This is a genomic window from Endozoicomonas atrinae, from assembly GCF_001647025.1.
Classification (GTDB): domain Bacteria; phylum Pseudomonadota; class Gammaproteobacteria; order Pseudomonadales; family Endozoicomonadaceae; genus Endozoicomonas; species Endozoicomonas atrinae.
Genome location: NZ_LUKQ02000115.1, coordinates 1 through 17,325, shown reverse-complemented (window position 1 = coordinate 17,325; position 17,325 = coordinate 1). Strand labels below are relative to the sequence as shown.

Annotated in this window: 11 protein-coding genes and 1 pseudogene; 3 read left to right on the top strand and 9 right to left on the bottom strand. The window is 47.8% G+C overall.

The window, feature by feature from the left end:
• Positions 1-236 precede the first annotated feature (236 nt).
• From AK963_RS15935 to AK963_RS15920, 4 genes are all read right to left on the bottom strand, one after another.
• Positions 237-1,637, bottom strand: a complete 1,401-nt coding sequence (locus AK963_RS15935) for an MFS transporter (RefSeq protein ID WP_066016436.1) — start codon at positions 1,635-1,637, stop codon at positions 237-239.
• Between the two features lie 295 nt (positions 1,638-1,932).
• Positions 1,933-3,354 carry an MFS transporter gene (locus tag AK963_RS15930; RefSeq protein ID WP_066016435.1) on the bottom strand — a complete coding sequence of 474 codons (1,422 nt, stop codon included), beginning with the start codon at positions 3,352-3,354 and terminating at the stop codon, positions 1,933-1,935.
• Between the two features lie 58 nt (positions 3,355-3,412).
• Positions 3,413-4,978, bottom strand: coding sequence for a sialidase family protein (locus tag AK963_RS15925; RefSeq protein ID WP_066016434.1), 1,566 nt, complete (start codon positions 4,976-4,978; stop codon positions 3,413-3,415).
• Between the two features lie 97 nt (positions 4,979-5,075).
• Complete coding sequence (locus AK963_RS15920) at positions 5,076-6,491, bottom strand: MFS transporter (protein ID WP_066016433.1); 1,416 nt, start codon at positions 6,489-6,491, stop codon at positions 5,076-5,078.
• 485 nt (positions 6,492-6,976) lie between these two features.
• On the opposite strand from AK963_RS15920, the gene AK963_RS15915 reads away from it, so the two are divergent.
• Both AK963_RS15915 and AK963_RS15910 read left to right on the top strand, forming a co-directional pair.
• Entirely contained in the window at positions 6,977-7,630 is a 654-nt protein-coding gene (locus tag AK963_RS15915; protein WP_066016432.1) for a tetratricopeptide repeat protein, read from the top strand.
• Positions 7,631-7,642: 12 nt separating this feature from the next.
• Complete coding sequence (locus AK963_RS15910) at positions 7,643-8,782, top strand: cellulase family glycosylhydrolase (RefSeq protein ID WP_066016431.1); 1,140 nt, start codon at positions 7,643-7,645, stop codon at positions 8,780-8,782.
• Between the two features lie 29 nt (positions 8,783-8,811).
• On the opposite strand, the gene AK963_RS15905 is transcribed toward AK963_RS15910, so the two are convergent.
• Both AK963_RS15905 and melA read right to left on the bottom strand, forming a co-directional pair.
• The gene (locus AK963_RS15905) at positions 8,812-10,200 is read right to left on the bottom strand and encodes a GH1 family beta-glucosidase (RefSeq protein WP_066016430.1); all 1,389 of its coding nucleotides are present in this window, start codon (positions 10,198-10,200) and stop codon (positions 8,812-8,814) included.
• Positions 10,201-10,296: 96 nt separating this feature from the next.
• Complete coding sequence (gene melA, locus AK963_RS15900) at positions 10,297-11,691, bottom strand: alpha-glucosidase/alpha-galactosidase (RefSeq protein ID WP_066016429.1); 1,395 nt, start codon at positions 11,689-11,691, stop codon at positions 10,297-10,299.
• A gap of 264 nt (positions 11,692-11,955) precedes the next feature.
• Here melA and AK963_RS15895 point away from each other — a divergent pair, with 264 nt between their 5' ends.
• Entirely contained in the window at positions 11,956-12,873 is a 918-nt protein-coding gene (locus tag AK963_RS15895; protein WP_066016428.1) for an AraC family transcriptional regulator, read from the top strand.
• Positions 12,874-13,037: 164 nt separating this feature from the next.
• Here the strand turns inward: AK963_RS15895 and AK963_RS15890 are convergent, their stop codons facing one another.
• From AK963_RS15890 to AK963_RS15880, 3 genes and pseudogenes are all read right to left on the bottom strand, one after another.
• Complete coding sequence (locus AK963_RS15890) at positions 13,038-13,676, bottom strand: TetR/AcrR family transcriptional regulator (protein WP_020581261.1); 639 nt, start codon at positions 13,674-13,676, stop codon at positions 13,038-13,040.
• A gap of 154 nt (positions 13,677-13,830) precedes the next feature.
• Complete coding sequence (locus tag AK963_RS15885) at positions 13,831-16,308, bottom strand: glycoside hydrolase family 2 protein (protein WP_066016427.1); 2,478 nt, start codon at positions 16,306-16,308, stop codon at positions 13,831-13,833.
• Between the two features lie 517 nt (positions 16,309-16,825).
• Positions 16,826-17,263, bottom strand: a pseudogene (locus AK963_RS15880) (transposase); the annotation flags it as partial.
• Between the last annotated feature and the right edge of the window lie 62 nt (positions 17,264-17,325).

The window sequence follows — 17,325 nt, the reverse complement described above, 5'->3', positions numbered from 1 at the left end:
GAAAATCAACATCATTAAAACCTTCGGGTAGCTGTGGTCGACGAGACATCTGTTCTAGATAATGCATGGTAATGATGCCTAAGCATAGTTGGCGGCAGCTTAAGGATTTAGAAAATGCGATTGGTATAAGGTATTTATTTAATCTTCAATTTATGACGCTGGCGTTAATGTTTGATGACGTATTTATTGATCAATAACAGAATCAAGTTATCTTTTTTTTAAACACCAGGCTTTTCTTATGCCGACTCATTTAAATATTTGTTCACTCGATTCTCGTTATAAAAGAACAAAACAGCACAAGCCAGAAAGGAAAAGCTGCACCCAATCCAGGCGGTCAGGGAGACTCCAAACTCGGTTGGAGTGCCGTTACTACTTCCGATAATCAGCAGAGACGGGAAAACCAGACTGGTCACTGAGCCAGCCAGCTTTACATTCAGGCTCTGTAAACCAAAGAAAGTCCCCTCTTTATGCTCACCTGTACGTCGAGTATCTGACAGAGTGATATCGGTCATCATGGCAGCCGGAATAATACTGGTAATGGCAATAGGAATCGCCCCCAGGAAAACAATCAAGCCAGCCAGCACCATTGGATGGGCAACATCATTGGCCAGCGGAATCATGGAAAAAACCGAGCCTTCCAGAATAAGGGCAACGATATAAATGTTCTTTTTCGCATAGAACTTAGTCAATCTGACGACCAGAGGGTAGAGGGCAAAACTCATGGCAAACATACCGACCATCAAAGCGGTTGCCCACTGTTCAGAAAGCCCCAGCAGCATCGTTACGTAATAAACGGCTCCCGTTTCCAGAAAATAGGTTGCCATCAACGTCAGACAGTTAACCAGCACAAATACGGTGAAATCCCGGTTTTTCAACGCCTCCCCCATTGACTTGATGGCTCCTTCACTCGCCACCTTGCCACTGCAGTGCTTCTTCTCATCAATCACGAGAATAGGAACCAACATGCAGAAGGCACCGATCAGAGCAAAGCTGACCACAATGATGCGCAGTGCATCCATTGGCGATACCCCCTGCCCCTCAAGTACTCCCTTGAAGAACCACAGCGTTTGTCCCACACAGAAAGCCGCTCCCCAGGCTGCAGCACTCATGGTTGCAAGAAACACACGATCATCCGCCGTTTTACCCAGCTCTGGAATCAAGGCCCCATAAGGCATCACATAAAGTGTCATAAAGAAGTAAAACAACAGAACACTGGCCGCAACCCACAGAATATTCCATGTGGTCGCCATGTCATCTGGTGGAAAAAAAGTAGTAATAGAAGTTAATGCAAAGGGCACCAGTCCAACCATCATAAACAGCCGACGTCGCCCGAACCGACTTCTGGACCGGTCGCTCAGATTGGCAATAAACGGGCTGGATACCGCATCAAATACACGACTTAAAGCGGTAATGATGCCGAGAGCGGTAAGGCCTAGAAACAAAGGAATCCGTGGCAGTAATTCCGGGATTTCAGCCTTACCTTCAACAACAGGAGGAAAGTAAAAATAGCTTAGGACAATACCCATGGAGAACGCCGTTAACGTTGCACCAAAATGCCCCAGGGAAAACAACACCAGCCGCCACCTTGGCAACCGTTGGGAATGAGTTAATTCACTGACACTGGAAACATCCATCATTCAACCTTACTTCCTGCTACTTACCTTTCCCAGGCGCCTAGGGCCTGTTGACGTTTTGTTGCGAGTTCAGCAGATCAGGGCGTGCCTATGGCGAGGCATTGCAGGAAGACTGGTTGCCTTTCAAAATGCCACAACGAAATCATAAGCGCGCCCTGATCCGCCCGAAGGATGACCCAGAAAAGCGCCATCTGCTTTGTCAGGCTTGCTTGATGTAGAATACTACACGCTTCGCAAGCCTTTCGCGCATATGACGCTTTTCTGGGTCACTGAGCACGCAACGAAACGTCAACAGGCCCTAAGAATAATCAAAATTTCCTTTAAGCCCTTCAGCATCTTCCTGTCTATCAGGAACATCGTTCAAAAACTGGTTAACCCGGTCTTCGTCGTAAAACTTCAGCGCCAGGGCTGCCAGCAGGCAGAGCCCACCACCGACCATGACTGTGATAGAAGCTCCCGTTGCATTAGGTGTGCCACTGGCACTGCCAATAATCAACAGTGAAGGGAAGACAAGACTGGTCAATGAGATGGCCAGTTTAATATTGAAATTCATGGCACCAAAAAAGACACCCTCCTTATGACTGCCCGTGCGATTGCCATCCGAACGGGCAATATCAGCAAGGATAACCGTCGGCAGAATGCTGTTTATTGCGGTAGGAATTGCCAGCAACAGAATAAGAATCCAACCCGTCAGAGCAGCATCGGGCAAAATAGTACACAAAGGAATCAGTGCCATTAACAGGCCATGCAATACCAGTGCAAAAATTTGCATGGTGCGTTTCTGGAAGCGATGGGTTAACTTCACGACAAATGGGTAGCAGGCAAAGCTGCAGACAAACATGACAATCATGACCAGTGACGCTGTGGATTCACTCATCCCCATCAAAATGGTCACGTAGTAGATAGCACCGGTTTCCAGAAAGAATGTGGCCATGCACGTTAGCAGGTTGGAGAGCGTAAACATGCGAAAGTCCACATTGGAAAAAGCGGACTTCATGGCACTGAATACATTTTCCGAGCATTGATTACCATCGCAGTATTTCTTCTCATCAATAACCAGCACCGGGACAGCCATAGCCAGTGCGCCCACAATAGAGAAAAAGATGGCACACATTCTGATAGCGGTCATGGCATCAAACCCCATGGACTCCAGCTCACCCTTCAAGGCCCAGATTGACTGGCTGAAAGCAAAGGCCAGTGCCCACGCAATGGAGTTACAGGTTGCAATAAAAACCCGATCATCGGAGGTTTTCCCAAGCTCTGGCGTGAGAGCGCCATAGGGAATGCAGTACATGGTCATAAACAGGTAAGCCAGCAGCGCACAGACTGAGACCCAGATAACGTTCAAGGTACTGGGGGCATCATCGGGTGGCCAGAAGACCAGAGCCGTTGTCAGTGCAAAAGGCAGTAATGCAGAAGCCATAAATATACGACGGCGACCAAACTTATGAGTCGAGCGGTCACTCATATTGGCAATTAGCGGGTCGGTTATGGCATCAAAACATCGGGAAAGGGCAAGAATAATACCCAGGACCGTTAGCCCCATGAGTACCGGTGCCCGTGTGATCAGTTCAGGTATGGGAGTAGTACCCTCCACCTCTGGAGGAAAGTAAAAGTAAGTAATCACTGAACCAAAACTGGCCGCAGCCAGCATCCAGCCAAAATTCCCGAATGAAAAAAGCACCAGCCGCCATCTCGGAACCCGGTTATTGATATCCATTACACTCCCCCAACCTACCGGTACAACCGGACTCTTTTTTATTATTATTCACATCTGTTTACTGAGGTGTTATCAGGCTTTCCGGAACCATAGCAATGGTGATTTTTTCCGAGTAAGACATGACTCCGTTCTCAAACAGAACAGCCACATCACCATTGGAGAGTGTACCAAGGTCGGAGTAACCGGCAGCGCCAGGATAGACAGTAACACTGTTCTTCCAGCTGTTACCCTGATCTTCACTGTATCGAACGGTCATATTGACCCGTGCCCGGGTATTGGCCGGATTGGCAAAGAGTAAACCCTTTTCGCCATACCCCTCAACAGAGGCCTGGCAAACCGGCGTGAGCAAAGACAGATCCTTTTCTGCCTCCAGCCAGTTCATCCCACCGTCAGAAGACGTACTCACCCAACGTCCATTAGGGGCAGGTGCCCGACCCAGGGCTGCATGCTGACGGGTATTCATATAAATACGACCATCGGCCAGTTCAGCAATGGCCGTTTCATCACCGGTATTGAGTGGCTCACTGGTCTGCCAGGTATTGCCATGATCATCACTGAACAGAACCACAGCCTGGTTGGCACGGCCTTCAACCTTCTGGTTCAGATAGCCCGGAATAATCAGACGCCCTTTCGCTGGATTCTGCTGTTTCTGGATACCATGCCCAGGCCCGAAAATCAGCCCCTTAAAGGGCAGTACTTCACGATCACTCCAGGTCAGCCCACCATCACGACTGGTGATCATCACTGGCCAATGCTGTCTGGCTTCGTTACTAATATTGTGGGCAAGATGAATAATGCCGGTCTCCTGGTCAAAGGTCGGTGTGGGGTTGCCGCACTTACCCCGCTTATTATTGTCCTCATAGGTGCAGACGACATTCAGCTGGCTCCAGCTCTTCCCTCCGTCCTTACTGACTTTGGTCACCAAATCAATAACACCGGTATCCAGAGCGGCATCGCGGCGGGCTTCAGCCACCCCAATCAAGAGGTCAGACTTCAGTTGTTCGCCATTACCCAGCTGACTGCCTGCTGGGACCACCAGCAATCCGGGAATCCGGTAGATGGCGTAACCATCAACACCACCCACAAAGAGATCCTGCACATCACCCAACTCGTCGTTATATTTCGGGTTATTGACCCAGTTCAGAGACCCCATCAATGGCCAACCCAAAATGGCAATTAGTCCTACGGTTGCCGTGTTTTTCAATATTGCCTGATCATTCCGGTGGCGAGGCAATGAAGAAAACAGCATGGCGATGGCTAAAAAGCCCCAGGCAACACCCAGTGCCACAATCACTTCATCAAAAATACTGACCGGCTGGTAATAGTCGAATACCGTACTGTCGAGAAACACGATAACCAGGAGAGCGGCGATTGCCAGAAAAGACAGAGAATAAAAAAAAGGTTTTACCCGTCTACTCTCTGGGTCTGATCGTTTAGCCCACAACCGGGTGACCAGACGAACTGATGCAATGGTGTAGATAAGGCCATAGATCACAGCTATGGCGGTAATCAGCCCAAATGCTGTCAGCCCCGGGGCATTAAACTTCAGAAATAGAAAGAGAAAAGTCAGCAGCCCCAGGCAGCTGACACTGATAAAAACAGCGGTGATTCTGGAAAGAAGCACAGTCAGGTTACTCCATTTTATTCTTATTATTTTCAGGGCCTGTTGATGCCTTTGTGCGTAATCTGCACGTCAGAGTAAAAACATACAGGCCGAGATCTCAGGCAATGGATTCCGTCATTTCACCCTGAGAAGGCGTCTCATCCTGTTCATCATCCAGATGACGGTTAACCCGTTGCTCATCATAAAACCTCAACGCCAGTACAGCGACAAAACAGAGGCCCGCACCCACCAGCGCAGTGAGCGAAACCCCAAAAGTGCTGGGAGCCCCATCGCTGCTGCCAATAATCAGCAACGAGGGAAAAATCAGGCTGGTCACTGATGTGGCCACCTTGATGTTGAAATTCATGGCACCAAAAAACACCCCTTCCTTGTGACTGCCGGTGCGGTTGCCATCAGACTTGGCAATGTCCGCCATAATGGCGGTTGGCAGAATACTGTTAATGGCGGTCGGTATGGCCAGTAACAGAATAATCACCCACCCCGTCAACGCGGCATCCGGCAGGACAGTACACAGGGGAATCAGTGCAAACAGAAGACCATGCAGTGCCATGGCAAACATCTGCATATTTCTTTTGGGAATTCGGCGGGTCAATTTCACGATAAAGGGGTAACAGGCAAAACTGCAGCCAAACATCACAATCATAATCAGTGACGCTGTTGCCTCACTCATCCCCATTAGCATAGTGACGTAATAGATAGCCCCGGTTTCCAGAAAAAACGTCGCCATAAAAGTCGCGACATTAGCCAGTGAAAACATGCGAAAATCAGGATTAGTAAATGCTGACTTCATGGCACCAAGTACAGGCTCTGAGCAGGTGTTTCCATCACAGTACTTGCTTTCATCAATGGCCAGAATCGGCACCAGCATGGCCAGGCCACCCAAGACTGCAAACAGTCCTGCACAGACCCGGATTGCCGTCATCGCATCCATACCTGAGGATTCCAGCGTATCTTTAATCACCCACACCAGCTGACCACAGGCAAAGGCCAGAGCCCAGGCAACCGAGTTAACCGTAGCAATAAATACCCGATCCTCAGATGTTTTACCCAGCTCGGGAATCAACGCAGTATAAGGCATGACATACATGGTCATAAACAGGTAGGCGAGAATGCCAAAAACAACCACCCAGACGGCATTCAAGATCGTAGGGGACGTATCAGGAGGGGTGAATACCAGAACAGAACAGATGGCAAAGGGGATCAGGGAAAGTGCCATAAATATACGACGGCGACCAAACTTATGTACTGAACGGTCACTCATATTGGCGATCAGGGGGTCGGTGATCGCATCAAACAGCCGGGATACCGCCAGTATCAGGCCAAGCACTGTCAGCCCCATAAAAACAGGCGCGCGGTTGATTAACTCCGGTATTGGCTCGACGCCCTCAACAGTGGGTGGAAAATAAAAGTAATTAATGACTGACATAAAACAGAAGGCAGTCAGCATCCACCCAAAGTTGCCAAAGGAGAATAATACCAGCCGCCAGCGCGGCACCCTGCCTACTGCTTTCATATTTTCTCCCCCATCACTCCATAATGTGAATTTTTATCATGTTTTATCTTATACTATGGAAATCACGTTAAACAACCATTGTTGTTGGATACAGCCTCTTTGTTTCGTCTCTTTTGCCACAGCAATACATTATTAATTGTTTAAATTAATACCGGAACCCAGGAGAACAGTGACCATATAAGCACTGTTTGTCTCAAATCAAATGATTCACTATGAGGCCTGGTCATGCCGCAGGGCTCTTTTTTGAACCACAGAGATCACGAAGAAGAGCTTTTCTTTTCCTTTGTGCTCTTTGTGATCTCTGTGGTTCTATCTCTAGCCCATGAAAATAAGAAGGAGGTGATTAATATCAACCCAAAAAATACTCACTAATGAAGGCTTTCATATTGGTTCAGATGCTGTTTAAATGAGCACAAACAATAAAAATGAAAAACATTCAGTTTTTAACAATACAAAGACTGATCGATTGCTGATGGAGCCCAACCATGAAGCTTGTTACCACATTGATTACCAGTTTTACATTCGCCCTCCTCTCCTTTACTGCCCATGCAAACCAGCTCAGCGCTGGCTACGAGCTCGAGAGTCAGTGGATTCAGGCACTGCAGGAAAGTGATACGGATAAGAGAGTCGCTGAACTTGAACGGGTACTGGAAGAAGCAACTCAGGCACTCATCGCAACACCAGACGACGTAGAACTGTTAATTGTTAAAGCCAATAGCAACCTTGAAATAGCCAATGCCCTCAACAGTGTAAAATCACTGGGTTATTTGAAAGAGGGCAAAAGGGATCTGGAAAAAGCCATCGAGCTCTCACCAATGGCACTTGATGGCATGGCAGAAGCAAGTCTGGCATCCGCACTCTACTGGGCACCTGGCTGGCCACTTTCTTATGGTGATAAAAAAGAAGCTATCGAGTTGTTTGATGAAGCGCTCACCAGAAACCCTGACAGCCTGGAGCTATTGACTCAGTACGGGTACGTCATGAGCCTTAATGGTGAAGGTGACCTCGGCAAGGCCAGGTCTCTGTTTGAATCAGCATTGCAACAGATCGAAGCAACAGAACAACAGGGAAGAGCAGTATTCGCGCAAATCCGGAAAAAGGACATTCTTTCGGCTCTCGAGAGCATAGAAAACCAATAACGGAGACACCTGATGTCCGGCAAGTGGTCTGTCGAGAAGGCACAGCAGTGGTATTCAGCGCTGCCCTGGCTGCGGGGATTCAACTACCTTCCCAGAACAGCCGTTAACTGGACCGAGCTCTGGCAGGGACTCTCTTTTGACCCTGCCACCATTGACCAGGAGCTTGGCTGGTCAACAGCCATCGGTTACAACACACTCAGAACCAACCTGCCTTTTATTGTCTGGAAGCATGACCGGGATGGGTTGATTCAGCGTATCGACCAATTCCTGAACATTGCCGAAAAACATGGCATATACGTCATGCTTTGCCTGATGGATGACTGTGGATTCTCCGGTGATGAACCTTACCTTGGTTCACAGAAACCACCGATTCCGGGTATCCATAACAGTCAGGCAGCTGCCAGCCCCGGCCGAAAAGTGGTTAAAGACAAACGTCAGTGGAAAGAAGTTGAAGCCTACATTCGGGATATTATTTCCACATTCCGGAACGATAACCGGGTTCTACTTTGGGACCTGTACAATGAGCCTGCGAATTCTGCAGTGTTCGGACGATTTAACTGGAAGCTGATAGACCCCAGGCTGACATCCCATGCAACGGAATTATTAGAACAGGCCTTTGTCTGGGCACGGCAGGAATCGCCAACGCAGCCACTGACGGCAGGCGCCTACGAAGTGGGCACCACGGTCAATGTTAAACTGCCACTGGTAGGCAATATCAGTCTGGATTACCTGCTGACAGGACAAAAAGATCCTTTTTACCACCGTCGATTTGACCGACTGGCCCTGGAGCTCTCTGACATTATCAGTTTCCACGCTTATGTTTCCGCTGACAAAATGCAGAGCATCATTCACTACCTTGACGAGAAATATCAGCGCCCACTGCTCTGCACTGAATGGCTGGCCCGCCATGTTGGCAGTCGTCTCGAAGAACAGCTTCCAATCTTTAAATCACACCGTGTCGCCTGTTACCAGTGGGGATTGGTGAATGGTCGTACACAGACACACCTGTCCTGGACAGATATCCGGGTATCTGCCAAAGAAAAAGATCTATGGTTTCATGATCTGCTTAAACCGGATGGCACGGCTTATGATGAAAAGGAAGTTGAGCTGATTCGGTCATTGACCCATGAAAAAGTCACTGAGACTTCCTAAGGAAAAGCTTTATAAGGCCTGACCAACAGTCAGGCATGCTCTATAGCCAGAAGGTCGGCAGGCACTTCAAGGGCACCTCTCTGCCGAATCTGTTGCTGCAGCCAATAACCTGAATTTTTAATGGTTCTCTTACCCGACTCATAGTCAACATGAACCAGGCCAAAGCGGGTACTGAAGCCTTTCGCCCACTCAAAGTTATCCAGCAATGACCAGGCAAAATAACCGCGGACATCAGCACCTTCCTGCCTGGCTTTCAGCACTTCATGGATATGGGACCGCAAGTAACTGATGCGAGGCTGGTCGTTAACAATGCCATGATCAACCTTGTCAAAATAGGCCGCCCCATTCTCGGTAATATAAACGGGAGGATTGCCATACTCCTCTCGCATCAATGTCAACAGTTCATTAAAACCTTCAGGGTAAATTTCCCAATCCATAGCCGTATATCGATAGGGGTCTGGCTCTGGCCTTCTGGCAACAAACGTGCCTCTTAACCCTGGAACAAGCCGGTTACCTCTGACAAATTCACGGCTGTAATAGTTGAGTCCGGTAAAGTCGGTGGGTGTCTGGATAATATCAAAATCACCAGGATTTACCGGTGGCCGAAACCAACGAAAGCGCTGCCATAAAACCTCTGGATAATGCCCCTTGAAGATTGGGTCAAATGCAATACCGTTCATAAAGGCATTGGCCGTCTTTGCTGCCTCCAGGTCAATAGCCCGGCTACCTTTGGTATGCATAGGGGTATAACTGAGGGTAAGACCTGCCTTTGCTGTAGAGTCTTCACTGCGTATGGCCTGCATGGCCATACCATGCCCAAGAAGAATATGGTGCATGGCTCGCCAGAAAGTCCAGGGATTTCGCTTACCGGGAGCATGATGGCCAAACAGATGGCCAAACGTAGCGTGCTCCCATGGCTCATTGACCGTAATCCAGTGTTTTACACGGTCACCAAAATGATTTACAACGGTTTTTGTGTAGTCGGCAAAATGGTAACAGGTCTCCCGCCCGGCAAAACCACCATACTGCTGGTACAGTGCTTCTGGTGTATCCCAGTGAAACAGGGTAGTGAACGGGGTAATGCCTGCTTCAAGCAGTGAATCGATCAACCGGTCGTAAAAGGCCAGTCCTTTCGGGTTTATCCTGCCCTTTCCTTCCGGAAAGATCCGTGACCATGAGATGGAAAAACGATAGGCATCCAGCGAAAGCTGATCCATGATTCCAACATCTTCCTTATAACGATGATAATGATCACAGGCGGTATCGGCATTATGGCCGTGATCAATGTTACCAGGCTGGTGACAAAACGTATCCCAGATACTGGGACCCCGTCCATCTTCTCTGACAGCACCTTCAATCTGATAGGCCGCGGTTGCTGCGCCGATCAGAAAGTCCCTGGGAATGTTGAGATGATCCATTGGTAAACCGCACGGTCAGAGAATAAAAATATGAATAAAATTCATCATCTGACCATGGCAGTTTAATGTCAACCGAAACATGAAAAAAATTCAGCTTTATTGATAAGAAGGCAAATAGACTCCATGGGCTTCAATCAAATCATCACAAAGGTTGGTAATCTGATCCATTGTCAACTCCGCTGCGGTGTGTGGATCCAGCATGGCGGCATGATAAATATAATCACGCCGACGTGTGAGTGCCGCTTCAATGGCCAGGTCCTGAACATTAATATTGGTTCTGTTCAGTGCCGCCAGCTGGGGAGGCAAGGCACCAGCAACGGTCGGGGTAATGCCGTTCTGGTCAGCAAGGCAGGTGACTTCTACTACCGCATTTTCAGGCAAATTAGTAACCAGCCCTTTATTCAGGACATTGCCCCCGAAAGTATATGGGTTTCCCGTCTCCATCGCTTCCAGCATATAGGATGCGTATTCTTCAGAGCGGGTATGCGGCAGCGCCTCACCTTTTCTCCAGGCACTCAACAGCCCCTGAACCTCATTGGCGGTATTTTCATCCAGCAATGTCATCAACTGGGCTTCCATCTCTTCCGTCAGCATGCCCCCCAATGCCGCCTCAATCCCTGTCCACAGGTGCTCGTATTCCTCACAGCGTCGTGGATACTCATCCAGCGGGATATTAAAGCGATCAATTAACTCTGGGGCCGTCGATTTGATGAAATAAGGAAGGTATTCCGCATTATGCTCACTGGACTCTGTGACGTAATAACCAAAGCGCTTCATCATTTCATAGCGAACCATGTCATTATGCTTTCCGGCTTTGCTGCGAGCCTCCGCCAGGCGCTTGATCTCTGGATAGAGATCCTCCCCGTTATGTGACACTTCCAGTAGCCACGCCATATGGTTGATACCGGCGATTTTCCACTTTACCCCACTTAACGGAATATCCAGGGGTTTCAGCAGCTCAGGAACGCAGCACTGGACACTGTGACACAGGCCCACCGTTTTAACGTCCGTTGCCCGAAGCATGGCACCGGTAACCATTGCCATGGGGTTGGTATAATTAAGCAACCATGCGTCAGGACAAAGTTCCTCTATATCCCTGGCAATATCCAGCATCACGGGTATGGTTCGTAAGCCACGGAATATGCCGCCTATACCCAGCGTATCCCCAATGGTCTGCCTGAGGCCGTATCGGGATGGAATTTCAAAATCAATGACGGTTGATGGCTTGTAACCACCGACCTGAATGGCATTAAAAACATAATCAGCACCTTTAAGGGCTTCCCGGCGATCCAGGTGAGTCGTAATGGTTGCTTTCGAGCCAAAGGTACGGCTGATCGCCGTCATAATCTGAGCTGTCTGCTCAAGGCGCTTGGGATCTATATCATGCAGTGCGAAGTGGCTATCTTCCAGGGCAGGGCTGGCCATACAGTCGCCCAGAAGATTTTTAGCAAAAACCGTGCTGCCAGCACCAATCATAGTAATTTTTGGCATGGACTCCCTCCACCGAATTAAACGACATGTTTTAATTATTATATGTGTCTGGTAATAAGTAGCTGAGGATATGGAATCATATATTTCTGGCTACTTGGACAGGTGCTATGCAAGGCACAACGGAGGGAGCATAGCCGTAGCTATGTGACCGGCGTTGTAACGAAGCAGAGTGGCTGAACAAGGAGTCAGGATATATGATTCCATATGCTCAGCTACTTACTATAAGCGGTTAGTGGATCACTCAGAATGGTGGAATGTCGGAAGATGTTGGCAAAAAGTCAGAATAATTACAGATCCAGCCCTCCTGAAACCCATCACTATTTTGAGAAAGCCCCCTTCCCTTCCCAGGATATTATTCTCTACCACTGCGGCGAGCATGAGCGCTCACTCAACCGCAATGAAGCCTGCCCACAAGAGCACTTTTTGATTCATATTGTGTATCAGGGTGAGGGGCGATTCTGGCCCAACACATCAGTGGACAGTGAGCCTGTACTGATCAAAGCCGGGGATATTTTTCTGATCCCTCCTGGCACCAAAGCAATCTATCAGGGTGATAGCAGTAACCCCTGGTCATACTGCTGGTTGGGAATACAGGGGCAGATGGCTGAAGCAGCCCTGGAACTTGCTGGCTTTAACAGCCAGCAGCAAACCCTCCATTACCCAATGACGATCATTCACTCAATAATAGAGGCAATACAGTCACTGATTCTCAGTTCTGAAGAGCATTCTGTTAACCCCCTGGAAAAATTAAGCCAGGCATATCGAATTTTGGGATTGATGTGTCAGGCAACAAAACAGGTCCAGGAAAATCCAGCTGGAGGCCGCAGCAAATCGTATCTGGATCAAGCCCATGCTTTTATCAGTAATCACTATCACCGGAAGATTTCGCTGGATGATATTTCGGGAGAGATCGGTATTACACGAAAACATCTGAGCAGCCTGTTTCGTGAGAAATACGGGCAGTCACTGAAAAACTACCTGACCACATTCCGCATGCGAAGGGCCTGTGAACTGCTAAGGCAGCAGCCACCTTTACCGGTGGATACCGTGGCTTCATTGGTTGGCTACGAGGATGTTCATGGGTTTTCCAAAATGTTCAGAAAGTACATGACCGTTTCTCCCAGTCAGTACCGGGAGAAAAGTAAATGTATTGAGTCCATCTGTAGTGGAATATTGAAATAATACCAATCGTGCTTTCTAAATCCCGTTATGAGCAAGAAGATTTGAGCCTTAAGACAAGGCGGCGTGAGGAGTTATAACCTTAACTATGGCGACGATCGGCAACGCAGGATTAAGGCTTAAATCTTCAGCGCAATAGGGAGTTAGAAGGTTCGATTGGTATAATACTATTTCCAGGTGAGTAATAAGCCCATGCTGCGCAGCAGGTGCTTAAACGACTCATGAAGCTTTTTGCCCTCTTCATCACCAGCCATAATGCACAGACGGACCGCATTTCCTGCCAGGTGAGTCATCAGCAGCGCATAGCTTTCAAGTTCGGGAAGTTTGTCTTTATGAACAAAAGGCGACAAGGCATCCATGATGATTTTTGCCGACTCTCGACTGACCTGAAGCTCGCTGTTCTCAACGATCTTATCCGACGCCAATCCATACCAGATATCGGTAATCACCGGCTCTGATTTATACCATTCATAATACTCATCCAGCATATCCTGCAGCGCCTGAAAGCCCTCTTCCAGACTTTGAATACCTTCCAGCCGTTGAATGATCAGATCATTGGTCGTGCTGATGTAACGTTCATCCAATGCCTGAATAATCGCCCGTTTATTGGGAAAATACTGATAGATCGAGCTTGGTGTTACTCCGGCACGCTCAGCCAGTTCATGAATCTTAAGACCGCTGGTCCCTTTTTCACTGACAATATCACGTGTTGCGTTAAGAATCGCATCTACCCTGGAGCGACTACGCTCCTGACTGGGATTTCTTCTTTTCTGCCGACTTTTTGCAGGGGCAATGGTTTCACTCATAAACGTTTCAGCCTGAATAAATAACCAAGCCCTTTATGACCAAGGGCTTCAGGGCAGTCAAACTATCCAGCTTAATAGAGCTGCAACATCTCATATCCTGACCGACCGAATAATCAAATCAGAAAAGAATATATCACAGATCCACCTTCTATTTTTACTCCAGACAGACTGACATTTCAGGCTTTGCACCCACTATTACCTCATTCCTTACGTCATGAGAGTGCTTGGTTACCTGTATGCGCTGCTCTACAACACCAAAGCGCTCATTGCGAATGCGGACAATGGCTTCTCCGGAAACCCCGGTTGTCCTGACCCAGAAAGCAATACCTCCGCCCACCAGTGAAATACTTTTCGGGCCAATCACATCAACCGGCCCTTCGGTTTCGATATTGAGCGTATCGCTGGCGTAGGTCAACACATTATCTCCCTCATCAAGGCAGCGAATTACAAAACGTGTTGTGTCGTAGGTTTCATCTTCCAGAAGTTCAACATCATCAACCTGGACATCCAATCGCTGCTCAAAGGATTGCTGACAACTTTGAGTGCATACCAGCTCACTGCCCTGATAGCCTTCAATACGGAAGGTAGTTGCTGAATCACCCCAACCACCCACATATTTACCATAGAGGGCAACCCCATCACTGAGCTTCATCCGGTTCTTTTTCAACAGATAGAGCATCTTCAACTTGCTGAACAGCGAAAGTCCTTCCAGCCCAACCCTGCTGACCTCAATTAACAATGACTTCATCAGGCGACAGTCAGATTTACTGAAAGACTCGTTCTCTTCAATCAGGTTACCAATAAAGTTATCAATGATAATTGGCGGATTAGGTACATGGGGGTACTGCTCCCTGGACGGATAAAAAGTCTCAATATAGTGGTCGTTTTTATACAGTTTGATGTAGTCGCAGTTCGTAAACACATGAACATCACTGAGCTCGCTGCCTGGGTAGTCCCCCATTCGCATATTGCTGAGTACTTTCAGATACGGTGTTTGATTCTGCTGGGAAGCGTAGGTAGCTGCGGCGTACTTGGGAATACGGAACATATCCATAACGCCGTGATAACAGATCCGGTCACCACTGCCAAAATCTTTATGGGTATTGTAATCAAACATACACCAGCCAATGGCTCCACCAATAGCATCATCGGCATACATGGCATCTAGCACCCTCAGATGCCGGAGCGCATGCTCAAGACGATGCTCCTGAGAGTCAAACTGCTTGGTGGGAAACATATGGCCATTGTGCTCTGTCACCAGATAAGGCGCATCGTAGCCAATAACATCTTTTGGCCGGTCCAAACCGTGGGTTTTGCCGTTATGCACAAAATCGTTGTAGGTATATACATCCTCGATCAAATTACTGTCTTTACGGCAACGCACGCCCCCCGTCGGCCGTGTATCATCCAGTGACTTGGCCAGCCGGCTGGTCTCCTGGTAAAGCGCGTCACAATCTTCTGACTCATTAATCCGCACGCCCCAGATAAAGATACTGGGCCGGTTCCAGTCCTTTTTTATCATCTCCTTAACATGCTGCAGGGTGATATCCCACCATTCACCTTTCTCACCAATGTGCTGCCAGCCGGGAATTTCATCAAACACCAGCAAGCCCAGCTCATCGCACCGATCAAGAAAGTGATTGCTTTGCGGGTAGTGAGAAAGACGAACCGTGTTCAGCCCCAGTTCCTGCTTGAGTATCTCAGCATCCTTCTGCTGCGCACGTTTGGGCATGGCATAGCCGACATAAGGGAAAGACTGGTGACGATTAAGACCGCGAATTTTCAGACGGTTACCATTCAGGAAAAAGCCATCATTTTTAAACTCAACCTGACGAAAACCAAACCGGAAAGAAGATTGATCAATCAAACGATCATGGTCATTTATTTTAACGTCAAGCATATAGAGATTAGGGTTTTCGGTATCCCATAGCTCCACACCACTAATAGCCTGCTGAATATTGAGCTGTTGATAACTGTCCTCCGTCAGATCAACCGTTTCCTGAAACGTCAGAACGGGTTGATCTTCTTTGAGTACCGAAAACTCCAGATTAACCGTGGAGGTGCGTTGAGCAAAGTTGGTCAGATAGAGGTCTAGATCAAGAAGTTTCTCTGAGCTGAGCACATTACGGGTACGGACATGGCAGTTTTCCACAATCACCTGTTCAGTAAATTCCAGCCAGACCTCCCGATAGATACCACCATACGTCAGATAGTCCACCACATAGCCAAAAGGAGGAATTTCCTTTCTCTCACTGGAGTCAACATAAACCACCAGCTGGTTGTCCGCGCCGTACTTCAGGTATCGTGATACATCGGCTTTAAAAGGGGTATATCCCCCCTTATGCTCCATCACCTGATGGCCATTCAAAAAGACCTTTGCGTAGGTCATCACCCCTTCAAAGTGGAGAATGGCAGGCTTGCCCTTAAGCTCACTCTCTACGTAGAGTGTCTTTCGATAGCAGCACTCAAACTGGTAACGCTTTTCATCAAAGTTGTTATAAGGCAGCTCTGTATTGGCATGAGGAATCTGAACAACCTCAAATTTACTGTCGTCAAAGCCAGAGTCGACAAATTCCTGCCTGAACTCGGGACTGTACTTCCAGTCAAAGTTAAGGTGTCTCACTTCTCTCATGGTACAAACCTGCCTTGGATTTATTCTTATTATCAGTCCATGGCCAACCAAGTCATGATTTCGCTCTGACCACTGGTAACTTATGGTAAGTGGAGCCAGAAGCTGATATGGAACTCTATATGGGTGTTGACTAAGTCCTGAGTGCTACAGGACTCTAATATCAGGGATATGAGAAATGAGATCAACACAAAACATGAATTTTTTTCATGTTTTACTTTAAGTGGAAAGTGATAGCAATCCTCTGTGCACCAGGCAACGCTTAACCTGAGATAACACAGCCAGAAGAAAGCAATAGCTGCACATAACGTTGCTCAAAACGTTTCGCTTTCACTTTTTGACAACTCTAACAGCAAACTTGTTACCCAGCTCCAGTTCCCTCACTGTCAATGAAACACGATCCAGTTCACGACGAGGATAATCCGTAATAAGTTTGAAATCAGTTGACGGGTACCCTTTAGTGTCAAGAAAGTCTAACAAAGAGCCTGTAAATAATTCTGTGTAAACGCCACCAAAACTATTACTCCTTGAACCGGTCAGGAAACATAATTTCAAACCGGTTCATGGCTGCTTTCCAGTTCCTGATCGGCATGGTCCATTTCTCGGAAGCTTTTTCCATGGCCAGATAGATTACCTTCATGACTGACTCATCAGTCCGAAAAATCTTCCGGTTCTTGATCGCCTTACGAATGACGCTATTCAAGGACTCAATGGCATTCGTTGTATAAATCGCTTTTCGGATATCTTCAGGATAGTCGAACAGAGTAATCAGGTTATCCCAGTTATTACGCCAGGACTTACCAATCGATGGGAATTTCTCCCCCCAGGCTTCTTCAAAGGCTTCCAGCTCCATTTCTGCTTCTTCAGCAGTCGCTGACCGGTAAATCCGTTTCATACCAATCGCATTTTCTAAATCCTTAAGCTGCCGCCAACTATGCTTAGGCATCATTACCATGCATTATCTAGAACAGATGTCTCGTCGACCACAGCTACCCGAAGGTTTTAATGATGTTGATTTTC

What these genes read in the sequence shown, in the direction of transcription:
- melA (WP_066016429.1), bottom strand. Translation starts at nt 11,691, where the DNA reads ATGCCAAAAATTACTATGATTGGTGCTGGCAGCACGGTTTTTGCTAAA.
- AK963_RS15910 (WP_066016431.1), top strand. Translation starts at nt 7,643, where the DNA reads ATGTCCGGCAAGTGGTCTGTCGAGAAGGCACAGCAGTGGTATTCAGCG.
- AK963_RS15885 (WP_066016427.1), bottom strand. Translation starts at nt 16,308, where the DNA reads ATGAGAGAAGTGAGACACCTTAACTTTGACTGGAAGTACAGTCCCGAG.
- AK963_RS15895 (WP_066016428.1), top strand. Translation starts at nt 11,956, where the DNA reads ATGTTGGCAAAAAGTCAGAATAATTACAGATCCAGCCCTCCTGAAACC.
- AK963_RS15905 (WP_066016430.1), bottom strand. Translation starts at nt 10,200, where the DNA reads ATGGATCATCTCAACATTCCCAGGGACTTTCTGATCGGCGCAGCAACC.
- AK963_RS15920 (WP_066016433.1), bottom strand. Translation starts at nt 6,491, where the DNA reads ATGAAAGCAGTAGGCAGGGTGCCGCGCTGGCGGCTGGTATTATTCTCC.
- AK963_RS15935 (WP_066016436.1), bottom strand. Translation starts at nt 1,637, where the DNA reads ATGATGGATGTTTCCAGTGTCAGTGAATTAACTCATTCCCAACGGTTG.
- AK963_RS15915 (WP_066016432.1), top strand. Translation starts at nt 6,977, where the DNA reads ATGAAGCTTGTTACCACATTGATTACCAGTTTTACATTCGCCCTCCTC.
- AK963_RS15890 (WP_020581261.1), bottom strand. Translation starts at nt 13,676, where the DNA reads ATGAGTGAAACCATTGCCCCTGCAAAAAGTCGGCAGAAAAGAAGAAAT.
- AK963_RS15930 (WP_066016435.1), bottom strand. Translation starts at nt 3,354, where the DNA reads ATGGATATCAATAACCGGGTTCCGAGATGGCGGCTGGTGCTTTTTTCA.